This window comes from Stutzerimonas chloritidismutans (genome assembly GCF_020783375.1).
Lineage (GTDB): Bacteria > Pseudomonadota > Gammaproteobacteria > Pseudomonadales > Pseudomonadaceae > Stutzerimonas > Stutzerimonas kunmingensis.
In genome coordinates, this window is sequence record NZ_CP086067.1 from 1305730 (window position 1) to 1323848 (window position 18119).

The 18119-nt window shown below is 65.5% G+C and carries 17 protein-coding genes; 8 read left to right on the forward strand and 9 right to left on the reverse strand.

Going from position 1 to position 18119, the window contains the following annotated elements:
* The first annotated feature begins 17 nt into the window (after positions 1-17).
* A complete protein-coding gene (locus LLJ08_RS06020; RefSeq protein ID WP_228208453.1) occupies positions 18-1031 on the forward strand; it encodes an alpha/beta fold hydrolase in 1014 nt (337 codons plus the stop codon).
* 6 nt (positions 1032-1037) lie between these two features.
* Here LLJ08_RS06020 and LLJ08_RS06025 read toward each other — a convergent pair whose 3' ends face one another.
* Both LLJ08_RS06025 and LLJ08_RS06030 read right to left on the reverse strand, forming a co-directional pair.
* Positions 1038-1985: an alpha/beta hydrolase gene (locus tag LLJ08_RS06025; protein WP_228208454.1), complete on the reverse strand. Its 948-nt coding sequence runs from the start codon at positions 1983-1985 to the stop codon at positions 1038-1040.
* 131 nt (positions 1986-2116) lie between these two features.
* The gene (locus LLJ08_RS06030; RefSeq protein ID WP_023444438.1) at positions 2117-3343 is read right to left on the reverse strand and encodes an MFS transporter; all 1227 of its coding nucleotides are present in this window, start codon (positions 3341-3343) and stop codon (positions 2117-2119) included.
* Between the two features lie 376 nt (positions 3344-3719).
* On the opposite strand from LLJ08_RS06030, the gene LLJ08_RS06035 reads away from it, so the two are divergent.
* The gene (locus LLJ08_RS06035; protein ID WP_228208455.1) at positions 3720-5741 is read left to right on the forward strand and encodes a methyl-accepting chemotaxis protein; all 2022 of its coding nucleotides are present in this window, start codon (positions 3720-3722) and stop codon (positions 5739-5741) included.
* 53 nt (positions 5742-5794) lie between these two features.
* On the opposite strand, the gene LLJ08_RS06040 is transcribed toward LLJ08_RS06035, so the two are convergent.
* From LLJ08_RS06040 to LLJ08_RS06060, 5 genes are all read right to left on the reverse strand, one after another.
* Positions 5795-6145 carry a DUF3147 family protein gene (locus LLJ08_RS06040; RefSeq protein ID WP_014821149.1) on the reverse strand — a complete coding sequence of 117 codons (351 nt, stop codon included), beginning with the start codon at positions 6143-6145 and terminating at the stop codon, positions 5795-5797.
* Between the two features lie 73 nt (positions 6146-6218).
* Positions 6219-6899 carry a transmembrane anchor protein gene (locus tag LLJ08_RS06045; protein ID WP_228208456.1) on the reverse strand — a complete coding sequence of 227 codons (681 nt, stop codon included), beginning with the start codon at positions 6897-6899 and terminating at the stop codon, positions 6219-6221.
* A gap of 12 nt (positions 6900-6911) precedes the next feature.
* Positions 6912-7643 carry a HupE/UreJ family protein gene (locus LLJ08_RS06050; protein ID WP_041013287.1) on the reverse strand — a complete coding sequence of 244 codons (732 nt, stop codon included), beginning with the start codon at positions 7641-7643 and terminating at the stop codon, positions 6912-6914.
* 58 nt (positions 7644-7701) lie between these two features.
* Positions 7702-8058 (reverse strand): hypothetical protein, encoded by a 357-nt coding sequence (locus LLJ08_RS06055; RefSeq protein ID WP_228208457.1) that lies wholly within the window; start codon positions 8056-8058, stop codon positions 7702-7704.
* 212 nt (positions 8059-8270) lie between these two features.
* A complete protein-coding gene (locus tag LLJ08_RS06060; RefSeq protein ID WP_228208458.1) occupies positions 8271-10118 on the reverse strand; it encodes an SLC13 family permease in 1848 nt (615 codons plus the stop codon).
* A 229-nt stretch (positions 10119-10347) separates the two neighbouring features.
* Between LLJ08_RS06060 and LLJ08_RS06065 the strand changes: the two genes are divergently transcribed.
* Both LLJ08_RS06065 and LLJ08_RS06070 read left to right on the forward strand, forming a co-directional pair.
* Positions 10348-11304: an alpha/beta hydrolase family protein gene (locus tag LLJ08_RS06065; RefSeq protein WP_228208459.1), complete on the forward strand. Its 957-nt coding sequence runs from the start codon at positions 10348-10350 to the stop codon at positions 11302-11304.
* Positions 11301-11777 (forward strand): GreA/GreB family elongation factor, encoded by a 477-nt coding sequence (locus tag LLJ08_RS06070; RefSeq protein ID WP_041013291.1) that lies wholly within the window; start codon positions 11301-11303, stop codon positions 11775-11777. Before LLJ08_RS06065 ends, LLJ08_RS06070 begins: the two co-directional genes overlap by 4 nt.
* Positions 11778-11885: 108 nt before the next feature.
* On the opposite strand, the gene LLJ08_RS06075 is transcribed toward LLJ08_RS06070, so the two are convergent.
* Positions 11886-13814, reverse strand: coding sequence for a DNA topoisomerase III (locus tag LLJ08_RS06075; protein WP_228208460.1), 1929 nt, complete (start codon positions 13812-13814; stop codon positions 11886-11888).
* A gap of 188 nt (positions 13815-14002) precedes the next feature.
* Here LLJ08_RS06075 and LLJ08_RS06080 point away from each other — a divergent pair, with 188 nt between their 5' ends.
* Positions 14003-14215: a DUF3079 domain-containing protein gene (locus LLJ08_RS06080; protein ID WP_003283903.1), complete on the forward strand. Its 213-nt coding sequence runs from the start codon at positions 14003-14005 to the stop codon at positions 14213-14215.
* 7 nt (positions 14216-14222) lie between these two features.
* Here LLJ08_RS06080 and LLJ08_RS06085 read toward each other — a convergent pair whose 3' ends face one another.
* A complete protein-coding gene (locus LLJ08_RS06085) occupies positions 14223-15452 on the reverse strand; it encodes a dicarboxylate/amino acid:cation symporter (protein ID WP_042926552.1) in 1230 nt (409 codons plus the stop codon).
* Between the two features lie 195 nt (positions 15453-15647).
* Here LLJ08_RS06085 and LLJ08_RS06090 point away from each other — a divergent pair, with 195 nt between their 5' ends.
* The 3 genes from LLJ08_RS06090 to LLJ08_RS06100 all read left to right on the forward strand — a co-directional run bounded on the left by LLJ08_RS06090 (position 15648) and on the right by LLJ08_RS06100 (position 18090).
* Positions 15648-15971, forward strand: a complete 324-nt coding sequence (locus LLJ08_RS06090) for a hypothetical protein (RefSeq protein ID WP_228208903.1) — start codon at positions 15648-15650, stop codon at positions 15969-15971.
* Positions 15972-16043: 72 nt separating this feature from the next.
* Positions 16044-16769 carry an SIMPL domain-containing protein gene (locus tag LLJ08_RS06095; RefSeq protein ID WP_041013295.1) on the forward strand — a complete coding sequence of 242 codons (726 nt, stop codon included), beginning with the start codon at positions 16044-16046 and terminating at the stop codon, positions 16767-16769.
* Positions 16770-16956: 187 nt separating this feature from the next.
* On the forward strand, positions 16957-18090 hold the full coding sequence (locus tag LLJ08_RS06100; RefSeq protein ID WP_046620737.1) for a Fic family protein: 1134 nt from the start codon (positions 16957-16959) through the stop codon (positions 18088-18090).
* Positions 18091-18119 lie beyond the last annotated feature (29 nt).

Consider the following 18119-nt stretch of genomic DNA (forward strand, 5'->3'; position numbering starts at 1 on the left):
CCGAACAGGAGTCGCGCGTGAAAACAGCCGTGTCCGCTCTGGCGCTTGCCGCCGGTCTAACCCTGAGCCTGCCGCTGCTGGCCGAAAGCCGCCCCGCCTACGGCCCGCAGCTGGAAGGCTTCAGCTATCCGCACCCGCTCAAGCACTACCGTTTCGAGTCCCAGGGCAAGGCGCTGGAAATGGCCTTCATGGACGTCGAGCCGCAGGGCAAGGCGAACGGCCGCACGGCGCTGTTGCTGCATGGCAAGAACTTCTGCGGGGCGACCTGGGAGCGCACCATCGAGGTGCTCAGCCAGGCCGGTTACCGGGTCATCGCTCCCGATCAGGTCGGTTTCTGCAGCTCGAGCAAGCCCGAGGGTTACCAGTTCAGCTTCGCCCAGCTGGCGCACAACACCCAGGCGCTGCTGGAGCAGGAGAGCATCGAGCAGGTCACCGTGATCGGCCATTCCATGGGCGGCATGCTGGCGGCGCGACTGGCGCTGAACTACCCACAGCGAGTCGAGCAGCTGGTACTGGTCAACCCCATCGGTCTGGAAGACTGGCAGGGCGAGGGTGTGCCGTACGCCTCGATCGATCAGCTCTATCAGTCGGAAATCAAGACCGATTTCGACAGCATCAAGGCCTACCAGCAGAAGTTCTACTACAACGGCAGCTGGAAGCCGGAGTACGACCGTTGGGTCGGCATGCTCGCCGGAATGTATGCCGGGGACGGCAAGGAACAGGTCGCCTGGAACCAGGCACAGACCTCGGAGATGGTCTTTACCCAGCCGGTGATCCATGAGTTTTCGCGGATCAGGACGCCGACCTTGCTGCTGATCGGCGGGCTGGATCGCACCGCACCGGGCGCCAACCGTGCGCCGCAGGATGTCGCCAAGCGCCTGGGCAACTATCCCGAGCTGGGTCGCCAGGCCGCCGCGATGATTCCCGACGCCAAGCTGGTGGCCTTCCCCGATCTGGGGCATTCGCCCCAGGTCGAGGCGCCGGAAGCGTTTCACCGTGCCTTGCTCGAAGGGTTGGAGGCCAAGCGCTAAGGCTGGCTAGCCGCGCTCCGCTGTTTTTGCCTGCTGCGGCCGCGCGGCACCCAGGCGCTGCTCGCCGGATTCCAGCAGCGCCTGCAGCGCCCGGCCATAGGCGCCGAGCGCCACGCGCAGGCTGTTGTTGTGGGTGGCGCCCTCGACCAGCAGCAATTGCTTGGGTTGGCGCGCAGCCTGATACAGCTGCTCGCTGAAGCGCGGCGGCACATAGCGGTCATCAGTGCCGTGCACCACCAGCAGCGGCATGCCGATCTGGTCGATCTTCTCCAGCGAATCGAACTTCTGCGACAGCAGCCAGCGCACCGGCAGCGTGGTGTCGGACACGGCTGTCGCCACGTCGGCCAGCGAGGTGAAGGTCGACTCGATGATCAGCGCGCGCGCCTCGGCCGGTACGTTGTCGCGCTCGGCCTGCTGCCCGAGTTCGGCGGCCAGGTCGACAGCCACCGCGCCGCCGAGGGAATGCCCATAGATGAAGCGCTTGCCGGCGTCCGGCTGCAGCGTCTTCAGGCGCTCCCAGCCGATGCGCGCGTCGGCATAGACGCTGCGTTCCGACGGCAGATCGCCAAGGCTCTGGCCGAAGCCGCGGTAGTCGATGGCCAGCACCGAGAAGCCCAGCGCGCGCAGCTGTTCCAGACGAAAAAGGTGGCCGGTGAGGTTCCAGCGCACGCCGTGCAGGTAGAGCAGGGCGGGCGCATCGGCGTCGGCGGCCGGCCACCACCAGGCATGAATGTTCTGTTCGTCACCGAACGCGGAATCGGTCAGCTGCAGCTCCTCGACGCCACGCGGTAGGCCGCTGAACCAGGACGCGGTGCCCGGTTCGATACGGAACACCAGCTCACGCTCTTTCTGTTCGAGCACCGAACAGCCGACCGGCAGGCCAACGGTGAACAGGGTAATCAGCAGCAGGCAGAGCCGCCGGGCTTTGCTGCGGAACAGGAAGAAATGCTGCAAGGTCAGGGTCTCGAAATCAGGAATCGTAGATAGGACCCGCTTGCCGAATGATCTGCAAGGCGGGCCATCGCTTCACTGATTACTGCATGTTGCGCGCCATTGTCGTCACGAGCGGACGGCCGGCTTCGGCCTCAGGAGCAGCAGGTCGCCTGCCCGGCATCGGCGTCCTGTACCGCGCGCTCGATCTTCCAGGCCCAGGCGAACACCAGCAGACCGCCAACGGCGGTGGCGGCGCCGATATAGCCTGTGGATGTCCAGCCGAAACCGGCGGTGATCGCCAGCCCGCCCAGCCACGGACCAAGGGCGTTGGCGATGTTGAAGGCGGCATGATTGGACGCCGCGGCGAGGGTCTGCGCATCTGCGGCGACATCCATCAGGTGGGTCTGCAGCGCGGGCGACAGCGACACCATCGTGCCCACCGCGAATACCGCCGGAAAGATCGTCCACACCGAGTGCGCTGCCAGCGGGAATACCAGCAGCACCAGCGCGCTCCACAGTAGCAGCCAGGCGACCGCCTTGAAGCGCAGCCGATCGAACAGCCAGCCGCCGACCAGATTGCCGACAATGCCGCCAAGGCCGAACGCGGCGAGGGCAAACGGAATCCAGCCGGCGCTAACGCCGGTGACGTTCAGCAACGTCGGCGCCATGTAGCTGAACACACAGAACATGCCGGCGAAGCCGATCGAGCTGATCGCCAGCGCCAGCCAGACCTGCGGCCGATTGAACGCGCGGATTTCGTGCAGCGGGCTGTTGCGCGGTTCGTTGCGGTTCGGCGGCAGGAACAGCGCCACCAGCAGCACCGTCAGCAGGGCGATGGCACCAACCAGGGCGAACGCATAGCGCCAGCTCGCCCATTGCCCGAGCCAGGTGGCCAGCGGGTTGCCGATCAGGATTGCCACGGTCAGCCCCATCAGCACGCGGGCGACGGCCTGGGCGCGTTTGTCCGGCGGCACCATGGAAGCAGCCACCAGCATCGCCACGCCGAAATAGGCACCGTGGGGCAGGCCGGTGACGAAGCGAAAGATCATCAGCGTCGAGTAATCCGGCGCCAGGGCGCTGGCAAAGTTGCCCAAGGCGAAGAAACCCATCAGCAACAGCAGCAGGTGCCTGCGGAACAGCCGTGAGCCGAGGATCGCCAGTAACGGTGCGCCCACCACCACGCCCAGAGCGTAGGTGCTGATCACGTTGCCGACCTGGGGTTCGCTGATGCCCAGCCCCTCGGCCACGTTCGGCATCAGGCCCATGATGGCGAACTCACCGGTGCCGATGGCGAAGCCACCCATGGCCAGCGCCAGCTCGAGCAGCAATACGGCGCGGGCGGAAAGGGGCGGAGTCGCTGTGGTGGCTGGCGCCGTCATGGTTACCTCGTCGCGTCGAAAAGGGGCGGCATTATTCACGCTGGTTCGCGCAGGTAAAGCCCTACCGCCAAAGAAGGAGATGCACTGGGTGTTTGGGAGTGCTTCAGCCCGCGGGAGTTCGCCCGTCCCGAACGGAAATTCACGGCGCCTGCCGCAGCCAAAAGGCCCATCCGGATGGATGGTCGACTGGCGCCGTTTTCCTGGCTCCCGTTCTTGATCGTGGTCACGGTGACCGCCCGGTCGGCTCCGTATTTTGCGCGGCAACTCCCGCGCGTTCGGTTGCCACTCTCAGTCTGGCTTTAGCCAGGCGCCGCGTCCGGAGTGCCACGACGTCGAGCGGCGCCGTGCAGTGCCACGTCACGTCAGGACATGTCCCATGAAATTGCTGTTTTCCCCCGCCGAACTGTTGATGAACCGGCTCAGCTATCCGATCAAGTTCGGTGTGCTGGGGCTGCTGGTCTTCCTTGCCTTCGCCAGCCTGATGCTGACCCTCGCCGGCCAGCTCAACCGCACCATCGAGCGAGCGGAGAGCGAGCTGGTCGCCACAGCGCTGGCGCGCCCCTTGTCGAGCCTGATTGAGCTGACCCAGCAGCATCGCGGCGTGTCCGCCATGCTGCTCGGCGGCAACACGGACATGGCGGATCGGCGCTCCGCCCTGCAAACCCGTGTCGATACCGCGCTGGTCGAGATGAGCCAGGCACTGGCCGAGGACAAGCGCGGCACGCGCGAGTGGCAGGCGATCGGTCGAGACTGGGATGGCATCAAGCGGGCCGTGCAGAGCTGGTCCCAGCCGCAAAGCTATGACGCGCACACCGCGCTGATCGCCCAACTACTGGACTTCCAGACCCAGGTGGCGGACGCCTACGGCCTGACCTTCGATCCCGAGCCGCAGACCTATTACCTGATGACCACCGCGGTTAGCCGCATGCCGTTTCTGATCGAGCGGCTGGGCCGCCTGCGCGGTAGTGCGTCGGCGATACTGGCCAGGGGCGAGATGAGCGAGCCGCAACGCACTGCGCTGATTGTGCTGACCGAGCAAATCAAGTCGGCGACCCAGGACATGGAGCGCAGTATCGACAAGGTGGTTGCCGAGCGGCCGGAACTCCAGCCGCCGTTGAGCCGCGCCGTCGCCACCATGCGCGAACGTGGCCAGGTGATCGATGCGGTGGTGCAGGACATGGTGGTGCGTGCTGACTTCAGCAGCACCTCGTCAGCGCAGTTCTTCGACATGACCACCGAAGCGATCAGCATCGGCTATGCGCAGATGCGCGACGTGCTGCTGCCAAGCCTGGACGGCCTGCTCGAACAGCGTATCGAGGACGCCCGACAGGTGCTGCTCGGCAACCTGACCGTGCTGCTGGTGGTGCTGGCGGTGATCGGCTATCTCTCGGTGGGTGCCTATCTGTCGGTGATGGCCAGCATCCGCAGCCTGCGCGCCGGCAGCGAGCGGCTCGCCGCTGGCGATCTAACAACCCATATCGATCTGGCTGCGCGCGACGAGCTGCGCTTCGTTGCCGGCAGCTTCAACGACATGGCTGACGCCATGCGCGGGCTGATCGGCAGCATCAAGAACAATTCCGACCATGTCGCTGACTCGGCGCGCAGCCTGGTTACCGCCTCGGGGCAGATCCATGTCGCCTCGCAGTGCCAGAGCGACGCCGCATCGAGCATGGCGGCGGCGGTCGAAGAAATGACCGTCGGCATCGAGAGCATCGCGCGCAACGCGGGCGAGGCCGATGCACTGGCGCATCGCTCTGGCGAACTGTCGCGTCAGGGCGGTGAGATCGTCGCCGCGGTGGTCGATGAAATCAGCCAGATCGCCGTATCGGTGGGCGACTCGGCGCGTACTGTGGCCGAGCTGGGCGAACGCTCCGGGCAGATCTCGGCCATCGTCGGGGTGATCGGTGACATCGCCGCACAGACCAATCTGCTGGCGCTGAATGCGGCGATCGAAGCGGCGCGGGCCGGTGACCAGGGGCGCGGCTTCGCCGTGGTGGCCGATGAGGTGCGCAAGCTGGCCGAGCGTACCGCCAATTCCACCAAGGAGATCGCGCAGATGGTTGCGGCCATCCAGCAAGGCACAGAGGGCGCGGTACATGGCATGGAGCAGGGTGTGGTGCGAGTCAATGAGGGCGTCGCACGCGCGCAGCGGGCCGGCGAGGCCATGGGTGGCATTCGCGAGGCGGCCAATCAGGTGCTGTCCACCGTGGCGGAGATCTCCAATGCCTTGCGCGAGCAGAGCGCGGCGTCCGCCGAGATCGCCCAGCAGGTGACCACCATTGCGCGCATGGCCGAGGAGAACGGTGAGGCGGTAGGCAGCAATCACCACACTGCCAGCCGCCTCAGCGACCTTGCTGGCACCCTGCTGGACAACGTCAGCCGCTTCAAGGCGAGTTGAGCACGTGTGCAGCGACGGCGCCACGTGGCGCCGTCGGCCTTAACGCCAGGCGGTCACAGCAGCTCTATGCCGAAGGGGCGCATGAGCAGCGCGAACAGCCCGAAACAGACGACCGTGATGCCTGCGCTGGCCAGCAGTGCCAGCCAGAACCCCAGCCGTGGCAGCAGCAGCGGAAACGCCAGGAACATCGGCAGGGTCGGCAGGACATACCAGAAGGTATGCCAGGCGTGGTTGGCGATCTTCTCCGGCGATTGCTTCTCCAGGTACAGCCAGATCAGCGTGAGGAGGGTGATGAGCGGCAGCGCGGCAATGAAGCCGCCGAGCTTGTCGCTACGCTTGGCCACCTCCGATACCAGCACGACCATGGCAGCGGTCAGCGCGTATTTGGTGATGATCCAGGACATGGGTTTCTCCCGTACGAGCCGCAGCCCTGGCCGAGTTTGGCCAGTGCTGCGGTGGTTACGCCGAACACGAAACTCAGAACACCTGTTCGATGGTGATGTATTCGCCATCGGTGCGCAGGGTGAGTTTCACCGTCTCGTTGGTGCGGTTTCGCCAGAACCAGCCGTGCTTGCCGTCGAACGCGGCGACCAGTTCACCCTGCAGCTCAGGCGCATTCTTGCCCTTGCCATAGCCATGGTAGAAGCCCTTCGGTGCCTTGTAGGGATCGCCGTGGGTGTCGTAGTTGAGGCGCCCGCCATTGGCCGTCCAGTGGAAATTCGCCTTGGCGCCTTCCTTCATTTCCAGCTTGATCTCGGTGGCCTGGTTGGGCTTGAGTGTCAGGTTCACCTCGTGCTGCTGGGTGGCGACTTTTGGTGGCTCCGGTTGCGCAGGCGTTGGCGCCGCCGCCGGGGCTGGCTCGGCCTGTGCCGCCACCGGTTCATCCTTGTCCGGCTTAGTTGCGGCAGGTTCGGCTGGAGCGGCTTCGGCCGGCGGCTGCGCTTCGGTCGCGGCTTCCTCGGCCAGGGTCTGCTTCAGTTCGCCCATCTGGGTCAGGCCCAGCAGTCGGCCGGCACCGGTCGGGTCGATGGCGTACTCGGCGGGCATCACCACGGTTACCAGCAGCACGCCGGCGGCGATCAGGGCGATGAGGGTGGAGCGCAGCAGCTGGCTGCTGCTGGGCAGCTCGCTCAGATCGGGACGTTGGTTGTTGTACATGGGGCAAATTCCTTACGAAGACAGGGCCAGGCCGGTGAGCTGGTAGCCCATCAGCAGGAAACCGGCGCTCATCATGGCGACGTTGGCGGTGTAGGCGTGGCGCCAGAAGCCGGCGGTGCGCCGCCAGTAGCCCATGGCAATGAGGATGGCGCTCAGCGCCAGCAGCTGGCCGACCTCGACGCCGACGTTGAAGGCGATCAGGTTGGCGATCAGGCCATCGGCGGCAATCTCGTATTCGAGAATCTTGGTCGCCAGGCCGAAGCCATGGATCAGGCCGAACACCAGCGTCGCGGCGCGGGTATCGGGCTGATAGCCGAACCAGCGTTGAAAGGCGCCGAGGTTGTCCAGTGCCTTGTAGACGACCGAGAAACCGATGATGGCGTCGATCAGATAGGCGCTGACGCTGATCTCCATCAGCACGCCGAGCAGCAGGGTGACCGAGTGGCCTACTGCGAACAGGGTGACGTAGAGCCCGACGTCCTTGAGTCGGTAGAGGAAGAAGATCACCCCGAAAAGGAACAGCAGGTGGTCGTAGCCGGTGATCATGTGCTTGGCGCCGAGGTAGACGAACGGCAGCAGCATCACGCCGGAGCTTTCCTGGATGAAGCCCTTGTCGCCTTCGGCCACGCCATGGGCGAGTGCGTCGGGCACGAGGAAGAACAGCAGCATGCCGAAAACCGGCAGCAGCGAGTGGCGCAGGCGTGCGTAAAACGCAGCGAGCCCGCGCAGGGATTGCGAATGCATGGAATGGTCCTGAGCTGGTGAAAAGAGGTCGCCTGAGGCGACCGCGGTCGCAGCAGGATCAGGCGCGAGGTGGGCGCTCGATGCGTGACACCGGCCCTTCAGGCAGCGCGCGCCGTGGCCAGGCTGGCAGGTCCGCGCGCTCGGGTTGCGCAGACAGGCTGAGCAGAAGCATGGGGTGGGGTGTTTCGTGGATGTGATCGCCAAGCACATGCACGTGTTGCAGCTGGCACAGCGTGCAGTTGCCGGGCTGCCATTCATGGCTGGGAGCGTGATGATGGTGATCGTCGTGCCAGTGGGCGTCAGCACCGTGCTGAGCCCCGCCGTTCAGCCACGACAGCGCATGGCCGCCCCAGCCCATCAGCATGGCGATGAGCAGTGCGGATACCAGAGGGGTCTTGAGGCGTTGGCGGATCATCAGCGATCTCGTGTTGCAGGCGTCGCACGCAAAGCAGGGTATGCCGTTTCGCCTGACACCGCGCGCTGCGCATCGTCAGGTCGACGCGATTCTGGCAGCCATCGTCGGATCTGTCTGCGTGTACTGCCATTGCTCAATGGGCTAATTTCCCTTCCGCCTTGGTAGTAGTCTGAGTGCCCACGGACGCTGGGCACCGGTGCCACTGTGGCTGCTCATAGCGGCCAGATCCAGAGAATCGCCGGTACGGCGCAGAGCACCACCAGAATCGACAGCGGCAGGCCCAGCCGCCAGTAGTCGCCGAAGCGGTAGCCGCCCGGTGCCATCACCAGCGTGTTTGACTGATGCCCGATGGGCGTCAGGAAGGCACAGGAGGCACCGATCGCCACGGCCATCAGGAACGGATCAGCCGAGACGTCCATCCCACGTGCCAGGCTGATCGCCACGGGTGCGGCGAGCACTGCCGCCGCGGCGTTGTTGACCACGTTGGAGATCAGCATCACTGCCACCATCAGCAGCGCCAGTGTCGCCGCCGCTGGCAACGACTGGCCCAGTTCCAGCAGGGTTTCGGCAATCAACTGCGAGCCTCCGCTGCTTTCCAGCGCCTCGCCGACCGGCAGCATCGCCGCGACCAGCACGATGACCGGCATGTCGATGCTGTCGTAAATGCGGCCCACGGGAATCAGCCCGACCAGGATCATCACCAGCGCGCCGGTGACCAGCGCGGTGGCTGCCGGCACCAGGCCGAAGGCAATACAGGCCAGCGTGATGGCGAAGATGGCACTGGCCAGCAGCACGTTACGCGGTGTGGTGATGCTCAGCCCGCGGGACGCCAGCGGCAGGCATCCCAGGCTGTTCAGGCTCGACTGCAGCGCGTCCTCGCGGGCTTGCAACAGCAGGATGTCGCCGCTAGCAAAGCGAATCTTGCCGAGGCGCTGGCGCAGCCGCTGCCCCTGGCGGGCTACGGCCAGCACGTTGACGCCGTGGCGCTCGCGCAGGTCGAGGCCGCTGGCGGTCGTGCCCACCAGTATCGAGCCGGGGGAGACGATGGCTTCGGCCAGGGTCAGCTCACCGTGCCGGCTCTTGTGATTCTTTTCGGTCCTCTCGTCTTCGAGCGCCTGTTCGGCGGCCTTCTGCTCGTTCTGTGCCTTGTCCTCCTGCTCGTCAACATTGGCCGCCAGCTCGACGCCGGTGACGTCGAGCAGCGCCTTGAGACTGTCCGAATCCGCTTCCACCAGCAGGATGTCGCCCTCGCGCAGCACCTCGTAGGTGGACGGCATGCGCTGGCGCTCGTCGCCGCGCACCAGGGCGATCACCTGCACATCGGCTTCGTCCTTCACTGCGTTGATCAGCGCGTGCAGGGTGCGCCCGGCGTACTTGCAGCTTTCCGGCACTCGCACTTCGGTGAGGTAGGCGCTGATCTCGAACAGGTCGCCATTGCCGTCCTGCTCCTGCCGCCGTGGCACCAGCCGCCAGCCAAGCAGGGCGATAAACAGCACGCCGGCGACCGTCACCGCCGCACCTACCGGCAAGAAGGCGAACATGCCGAAGGGCGCTTCGCCAGCCTCGGCTCGATAGCCGGCGATGATCAGGTTCGGCGGGGTGCCGATCAGCGTCAGGGTGCCGCCGAGCAGCGAGCCGAACGCCAGCGGCATCAGCAGATACGAGGGTGAGCGGCCGCTCTGCCGCGACATCCAGATCGCCACCGGCATGAACAGCGCCAGCGCGCCGACGTTGTTCATGAAGCCCGAGCTGAGCGCGACGATCCCGGTCAGCGCGGCGACCTGTGCCCACGGGCGCTCGCCGACCTGCATCAGCCGCCGCGCGACCGAGTCCACCACGCCGGCGTTGAGCAGCCCCCGGCTGAGAACCAGCACCGCGGCCACCGAGATCACGGCGGGATGGCCGATGCCGGAGAACACCTCGTCCGCCGGCACGACGCCGGTCAGTGCGCAGGCGAGCAGCGCGCCGAGGGCGACCAGGTCGTAACGCCAGCGATTCCAGACGAACAGCACCAGCGTTGCCGCCAGTACGCCAAAGACGATCAGCTGTTCGCCGGTCATGTACTTTTCTCCAAGCCGCCAGGAACCCGCAGCGCGTCGGCGCCTTGGTTCGGGGCGGTAATGCCAGTGGAAACCAGGATGAGGTATTGCGCTGCAGGCCACCTGGCTGCAGGGGTAATGCGGCTGTCATAAACAGACTGCGGTCGCTGCGCAAAGGTGCCGGCAGGTTATGGCAAAAATGTGCGCTGCGGGGCAAGGTGAGCGCATAACAATTCGAAAGGTCGTTGCCATGCCCGAGTCCGTTTCCCTGCGCTGCATAGATGGCTACACCCTCGCCGCGCAGTTGTGGCGACCCGCCGGTGTCGAGCGCGGCGCGGTGATCATCAGCTGCGCCACCGGGGTGCTGTCGCGCTATTACGCACGCTACGCGAGCTTTCTCACTGAGTACGGCTTTACTGCACTGACCTACGACTTTCGCGGCATCGGTGGCTCACGACCGCAGCGCCTGCGCGACATGCGGATGCGCTGGCGCGACTGGGGTGAATACGACTTCGATGCCGCGGTGCGCTATATGCGTGAGCGTGATCCGCAAGGGTTGCTGGTTGCAGTGGGGCATAGCGCCGGTGGCTTCATGCCGGGCTTTGCCGCTGCTGCAAGTCAGGTGGACCGCTACCTCAACGTGGCCGGGCAGTACGCCTACTGGCGCGACTACGCCGCTGATCAGCGCCTGCGTATGTACGCCAAATGGCACCTGTTCATGCCCGCGGTTACCCGGCTGGCTGGCTATTTTCCCGGCCGGCGCTTCGGCTGGCTGGAGGATCTGCCGGCGGGCGTCGCGCTGGAGTGGTCCCGGCGCGGCGCGCGCCTGGAAGACAGCTACCCGCCTGACGAACACGAGCTGCTGTTTAGCCGCTTCGCCGCGATTCGCGCGCCGATTCTCGCGGTCAGTACCAGTGACGACGAGTTCGCCACGCCGGCTGCGATGCGTCGGGGCCTAGGCTACTTTTGCAACAGTCCGCGCCAGCTGGTGCAGCTCAACCCGCGTGCGCTGGGCTTCGAGCGCATCGGCCATTTCGGCCTGTTCCATGATCGGCATCGCAACGGTTTCTGGCGCGAGACACTGGAGTGGATCGCCGAGGGCCGCAATCCCTGGCTGGCCGATGCGGTCATCGAGGCGGGTGCAGCGCCGAACAGCGACGCAGCCATTCCCTTCGGCGCGCCGTCGGGCTATAAGCCTGGCCCATGAACAAGACCGCCCTTCAGCAGCAGATCATCGCCACCCTCGAAGCCGACCGTGAGGTCGCCAGGACCGTGCTGGCCGCGACCCACGAGGCCGCCACCCATGCCGAGAGCAAGGCCGAGAACAAGTACGACACCCGTGGCCTGGAAGCGGCCTACCTCGCCGACGGGCAAAGACGACGTCTGCACGAGATCGAGACAGCGCTGGCCGCCTACCGCAACCTGCAGCCGACCATCGGCTCGGACGAGTACGTGCGGGTCGGAGCGCTGCTTTGCCTGGAGCACGATGGCGTCGAACGCTGGTTCTTCCTCGGCCCGGATGCCGCGGGGCTGAAATTGCAGCATGAAGGCCGGGAGATTCTGGTGATCTCGCCGCGTTCGCCGTTGGGGCACGGGCTGCTGGGGCGCCGGATCGGTGACGAAGTGGAGCTGCGGGTCAACGGCCAGCCGCAGTGCTACGAGGTGCTGGAGATTCACTAGGGCAGCTGCTTGTTTCGGGCTGGTCTGGGGTAGGCGCGATTCGCGGTCAAGAACGCTCCCACGCTGCGCCTACCGAGTCCGGAAACGTAACCACCCCCGAGCTGTGGCTCAGTCTGCGGTTGCCGGCTTGCGTCGGCGAGCTGCGGCGCTGCGTTTCTTCTTCCATGGTTTTCCGCCGCGGCCGGCGGCCATCGGCGGGCCGCTGATGGTCATGCGCAGACCGGCGCAACGTTCGACCAGCTTGCTCATCCACGCCGACTGTTTGGCGACGAATTCTTCCAACGGCATCTCGCCGCTCTGCACCATGTCCAGCGCCTGCTCCCAGATCGCCGTAGTCCCGGGATCGGCGATCGGCCGCGGCACGGCATCTATCAGGCTGAACGCCGCCGGCGTCGCTGCCAGCGCCTTGCCCTGGCGAACCAGATAGCCGCGGTCGAGCAGGCCCTGGATGATGCCGGCGCGGGTCGCCTCGGTGCCGATGCCGGTGGTGTCCTTGAGTTTCTGTTTCAACCGCGGGTCATCCACCAGCTTGGCGACGTTCTTCATCGCCTTGATCAGGTCGCCTTCGGTGAAGGGTTTCGGCGGCTGGGTCTGCTGGTCCTTGAGCGTGATCTCGCCCACCGCGTAGTCCTGGCCTTGTTGCAATGCCGGAAGGCTCTGCGGCGCGGCTGCTTCGCGATTGCCCCGTGCCGGCGCCAGCGCTTCGGGCATGGCGCGTTTCCAGCCCGGTTCGACGATGCGCTTGCCCACCGCCCGCAGCGCCTGGCCGGCGCAGTCGAAGTCAGCCTGGGTGCGGTCGTACTCGTGGTTGGGCAGGAACTGCGCCAGGTAGCGCGCGCGGATCAACTCATACACCGCGCGCGGGCGCCCGGCCAGGCGTTCCAGACCACGCGCCGCGGCGGTGGGGATGATGCCGTGGTGGGCGCCGACCTTGGCGTCGTTCCAGGCCCGCGAGCGGCGCGACAGGTCCAGATGCGGCTGCAGCGCCGCGAGCGTCGGGTCGGCTTGAGTCAGCGCAGCGACGATGGCCCGCGCCTCGCCGTGCTGGCTCAGCGGCAGGTAGCCGCAATCGCTGCGTGGGTAGGTGATCAGCTTGTGGGTTTCGTACAGCGCCTGGGCGATGTCGAGGGTTTCCTGGGCGCCGAGGCCGAGCTTCTTCGAGCAGACTTCCTGCAGCGTGCCGAGATCGAACGGCAAGGGTGCGGCCTCGCGCTGGCGCTCGGTCTTGAGCTTCAGCAGGCGAGCGCTGGCGGCGTTGCGCATGGCGTCCGCAGCCTGCTGCGCACGAGCCTGATCGAGGCAGCGGCCCTGGTCATCGCAATGGTCGTCCGGCGCCTGCCATTGCGCGGTGAACGCGGTGCCATCGGCGAGCAGCTGCACATCGATGGCCCAGAACGGCACCGGGATGAAGTCGACGATGCTGCGGTCGCGGTCCACTACCAGACGCAGCGTTGGCGTCTGCACGCGGCCCACCGGCAGCACGCCCTGGTAGCCGGACTGGCGGCCGAGCAGGGTGAACAGCCGGCTCATGTTCATGCCGATCAGCCAGTCGGCACGCGAGCGGCCGAGGGCGGCATGGTAGAGATTGAAAGTCTCGGCGCCTGGCTTGAGCGCGGCCAGCGCCTTGCGGATCGAGGCATCGTCCAGGGCCGACAGCCAAAGCCGGCGGATCGGCCCGCGATAGCGGCAGTGCTCGACCAGTTCGCGGGCGATCATCTCGCCTTCGCGGTCGGCGTCGGTGGCGATCACCAGTTCGCTGCATTCGCCGAGCAGGCGCTTGACTGCCTTGAACTGGCTGGCAGTCTTCGGCTTGACCAGCATCTTCCAGCGCTCCGGCACGATCGGCAGGTCGGCCAGCACCCAGCGCTTGTAGCGCGGGTCATAGGCATCCGGCGGGGCGGTTTCCAGCAGATGGCCGATGCACCAGGTCACCGTCACCCCGGCGCCCTGCAGGCAACCGTCGCCACGCCGGTTGGCGCCGAGCACCTTGGCGATGTCGCGGGCCTGGGAAGGTTTTTCGCAGAGATAGAGTTGCATGGAGGCTGTGGCGGCAGCGGTCGATGGCGCGAAGCATGTGCACAAACGGCGCTTCAGGCAATCTTTATCTGTATGTGCATACAGTTGTTGTGCGCCGATACCGGTCGTTCTTGAGCATGATCAAGTCTGGCGGCGGCGAGGAGGCTTAGCCTGTGGCCACTGCAACAACGCCAGAAAAGGCACGCGCAATGGCCAAGAAATTTCCCCTCGAACCTTCCCACCCCGAACGTGTGTGCTGGGGCTGCGACCGCTATTGCCCGGCAACTTCGATGGCCTGTGGCAACGGCGCGGGCCGCACCCAGCATCCGGCGGAAATGTTCGGTGAGGACTGGTATCTGGACGAATGCTGGGGCATCGACCCGGAGCTGATCGCCAAGACCCGCAAGGAGTCGTCGACCTGATGCTGCGCTAGGCGCGATCGGCGAAACGCTGCACCACCACACTGCCGATGATGTCGCCCTCGACGTTGACCGCCGTGCGCACCGTGTCCAGCAGGCGGTCGATCGGCAGCAGGATCGCCACCGCTTCGGCCGGTAGGCCGACCGCCTGCAACACCATCACCATGGTCACCATGCCGGCGCTGGGAATTCCCGGGGCGCCGGTCGAGGCGATCATCGCGGTGAAGAACACCACCGCCTGCTGAGCCAGGCTCAACTCGATACCCATCAGATTGGCGACGAACAGCGCAGCTGCCGCTTCGTAGAGTGCTGTGCCGTCCATGTTCATGGTCGCGCCCAGCGGCAGCACGAAGCCGGCGATGCCCGGGCGCACCTTGAGGTTGTCCTCCGCGCAACGCAGGGAGATCGGCAATGTCGCCGCACTGGAGCTGGTGGCAAACGCCGTGATCAGCGCCTCGCGGGTTCCACGGAAAAACCACAGCGGCGACTTGCCGGTCGTGAGGAAGAGAATGCCTGGCAGCACCACGATGCCGTGAAACAGCGTGGTGGCGAACACAAGCACGATGAAGCCGCCGACGGCGCTGAGCAGCGCCACATCCTGCTCGGCCACCAGCTTGATCAGCAGCGCGAGGATGCCCAGCGGCGCCAGGCGCATGATCCAGCTGATGATGCGCATCATCAGCTCGAGAAATTCCTGCAGCACCACGAGGATATTGCGGTAGCGGTCGCCCCCGGCCACCAGCGCGATGCCGATGAACATGGCGAACACCACGACGGCCAGGATGCTGCCGTTGGCCAGCGCGGCGAAGGGGTTCTGGAACAGGTTGGCGAAGAAGTGCAGGAAGAACTCCGGCAGCGTCAGCTGACGCGCCTCGAAGTCGTTCATCGCCTCGGCGAACAGATCCAGCGACAGCCCCGCGCCCGGCTTGAAGATGTTCGCCGCGACCAGCGCCACCAGCATCGCCGCACTGGTTGTGAGGGTGAAGTAGACCAGGGCGCCGCCCCACACCCGGTGCACCTGATGGTGCGCCTGCAGATTGGCCACGCCGACCACGATGGAGGTGAAGATCAGCGGGATCAGCACCATCTTCAGCAGGCCGATGAAGATGCTCCCGGCCAGGGTGCTTGCATAGAGCACGCCCTCGCGTACGGGCGCGTCGGTCGGCAGTGTACCGGTCAGCCAGCCGATGGCGACACCCAGGCAGGCCGCGACGAGAATCTGCAGGTTGAGACTGGGCAAAGGGGTGGCTCCTCGGAATCGGTAGCGGTGGCGCTAAGCAAAAGAATGAACGCTGCGGCAAAAGTTCGCATCGCGCGGGGCGCAATCATACAGACGCAACGCAACCGACGTGCCAATGACCTGGCGTCGGCCGGCCGCTGACAAAAGCCACGCAGCTGGGTTTTCATGACCGGGCAGGTAGAAGAGGCGCGAGTCATGAGCGATCAGGACATCGAACAACGCATCGCCCGCGACATCGCCAGATGGCAGCGCGGCGTGCAGGAAAAAGGCGAACCGCTGGTGGTGGACGAAGGCTGGCTGCAGACGCCACCGGGCCTGCGCCTGCCGTTCTCGGTGCTGAAGAGCGCCGGGGTGCCGCCACGGGAAGTGGAATTGCTGGCGCAGCGTGCCGCGTTGCGCGAACGGCTGGAGGCCGGCAGCGATACGCAGCAGCGCGCACGGCTGGAGCGCGAGCTGAGCGAGCTGGAGCAGCACATCGCCTTCCGGCTGGAGGCGTTGCAGCGCCTGGGCCGCGGTTGAGCGCTGGTGACTGGTGTTCGCACGGCGCTGGAGTAGCATGCGCATTCGGTCAATTCCTAAGGGGAGAAGCACGTGGCTACAGCACGAATCGGATTTCTGCCGGCGGCGTTGATCGCCGCGGCAGTGGCCTTCGCCGGCTGGTCGGTGGGGCAGGGCGTGGAGCGTTTCCGCATGGCCGACCGCACGGTGACGGTCAAGGGCCTGGCGGAGATGGACGTGAAGAGCGACTTTGCGGTTTGGACGCTGGGCTTTCGCCGTGGTGGCGATCAGTTCGCCGAAGTGCAGAAGGGGCTGAGCGAGGATCGCCAGCTGGTGCTGGATTTCCTCCGCGAGCAGGGCTTCACCGACGCGGAGATCGAAGTGCGACCGTTGCAGGTCCAGGATCTGCTGGCGCGTGAATGGGCCTCGCGTGATGTGGCGCTGCGCTTCAATGGCCAGGGTCAGGTGCTGGTCAAGTCAGAGCGCGTCGACGCGGTGGGCAAGGCGGCCAATGCCATCGATCCGCTGATCTTGGCCGGTGTTCAGCTGGATACCGAGATGAACGGCTTTGCCGGGCCGCGTTATCAGTTGCGTGGGTTCAATGAGCTCAAGCCGCAGCTGCTGGAAGCCGCCACCAGCAATGCCCGTGAGCAGGCGACGCGTTTTGCCGAGGATGCCGGTGCCACGCTGGGGCGCTTGAAGAATGCCAACCAGGGTGTGATTCGGGTTATCGATGACGATGGCAGTGATATGGACAGTGGGCGGACCGTGGGGAAACGGCTGCGGGTGGTGAGTACGTTTGAGTACACGTTGGATTGATATGGGGCTGAGTCTCTGAATGTCGCGCCAACCGCCTGCCAAGGCGGATCAACCGCACTGTCCAAGTGCTTTTAAGCCCGGTAGCCCATGGCTTAAAGGTTAGACAGTGAGCCGATTAGCCGGCATTATCGGCTCACCAAATGAGCCGAATAAGCCCGTTAATCGGCTCACAGAGGAGCCAGCCCTCATGAATGACCCGCTCTGGATCTGGCAGCAGCCCGATTGGCCGCACTTTAGCTGGCAAGCCGACGCACTTGCTCCGCTGCTGCGTACCTGCAGCCAGGCTCTGGGGCGCTTGCTCGGGATGCTCGGTGCCGTGGGCAGTGACACGGAGGTGCAGAGCAGCCTGGATGCCATGCTGCAGAACATCGTCACCTCATCAGCCATCGAGGGTGAGCAGCTGGATGTCGGCTCCGTGCGCTCGTCACTGGCGCGGCGCCTGGGGCTGAACGAAGAAGGCCGCATCACCTCGCGTTCCGAAGGCCTGGCGGAACTGCTGCTTGATGCCACCCGCGCGTATCAGCAGCCGCTCGATCTGCAGAGGCTGTTCACCTGGCATGGCTGGTTGTTCCCCAGCGATGGTGACTTACTGGCCCGCCCGTTACGCATCGGTATGCTGCGCGGCGAGGAGCCCATGCAGGTAGTTTCCGGGAGACTCGACCGCCCTACCGTGCATTTCGAAGCGCCACCCCGCGCCGGGCTGGAAGAACAACTGGACGGCTTCCTTGCCTGGTTCGAGAGCAGCCGCCGCGATGCAGGCCTCGACCCATTTCTACGAGCCGGCATTGCGCACTTCTGGTTCGTCACCCTGCACCCCTTCGATGACGGCAACGGCCGCCTTACGCGCGCCATCACCGACCTGGCACTGGCTCAGGGAGAACAGCAGACCATCCGCTTTTACGCCATGTCGGCTAGCATCCTCGATGACCGCGCCGACTATTACCGCATCCTCGAAGCGAGCCAGAAAGGCACGCTGGATATCACCGCCTGGTTGCAATGGTTCCTTGCCACGCTGCTCAAGAGCTTGGAACAGGCCCTTGCTCGTATCGACCGCGTGCTGGTCAAGGCACGTTTCTGGCAGGCTCACCGTAGCCAAACCCTGTCTGCCGAGCAGATCAAAGTGCTTAACCGCCTGCTCGATGGCGGCGAGAGAGGTTTCGAGAACGGCATCAGTGCCGCTCAATACCAGGCCGTGGCAAAGGTCTCGAAAGCCACCGCCACGCGCCATCTGAGCGACCTTGTCGAGAAGGGTTGCCTGGCCAGGCTCCCGGGCGGCGGACGCAGCACGCGCTACCAGATACAGCACTCGGCACACGCTTGAAAAAGTGAGTCGCCCAACAGCGCGAAACC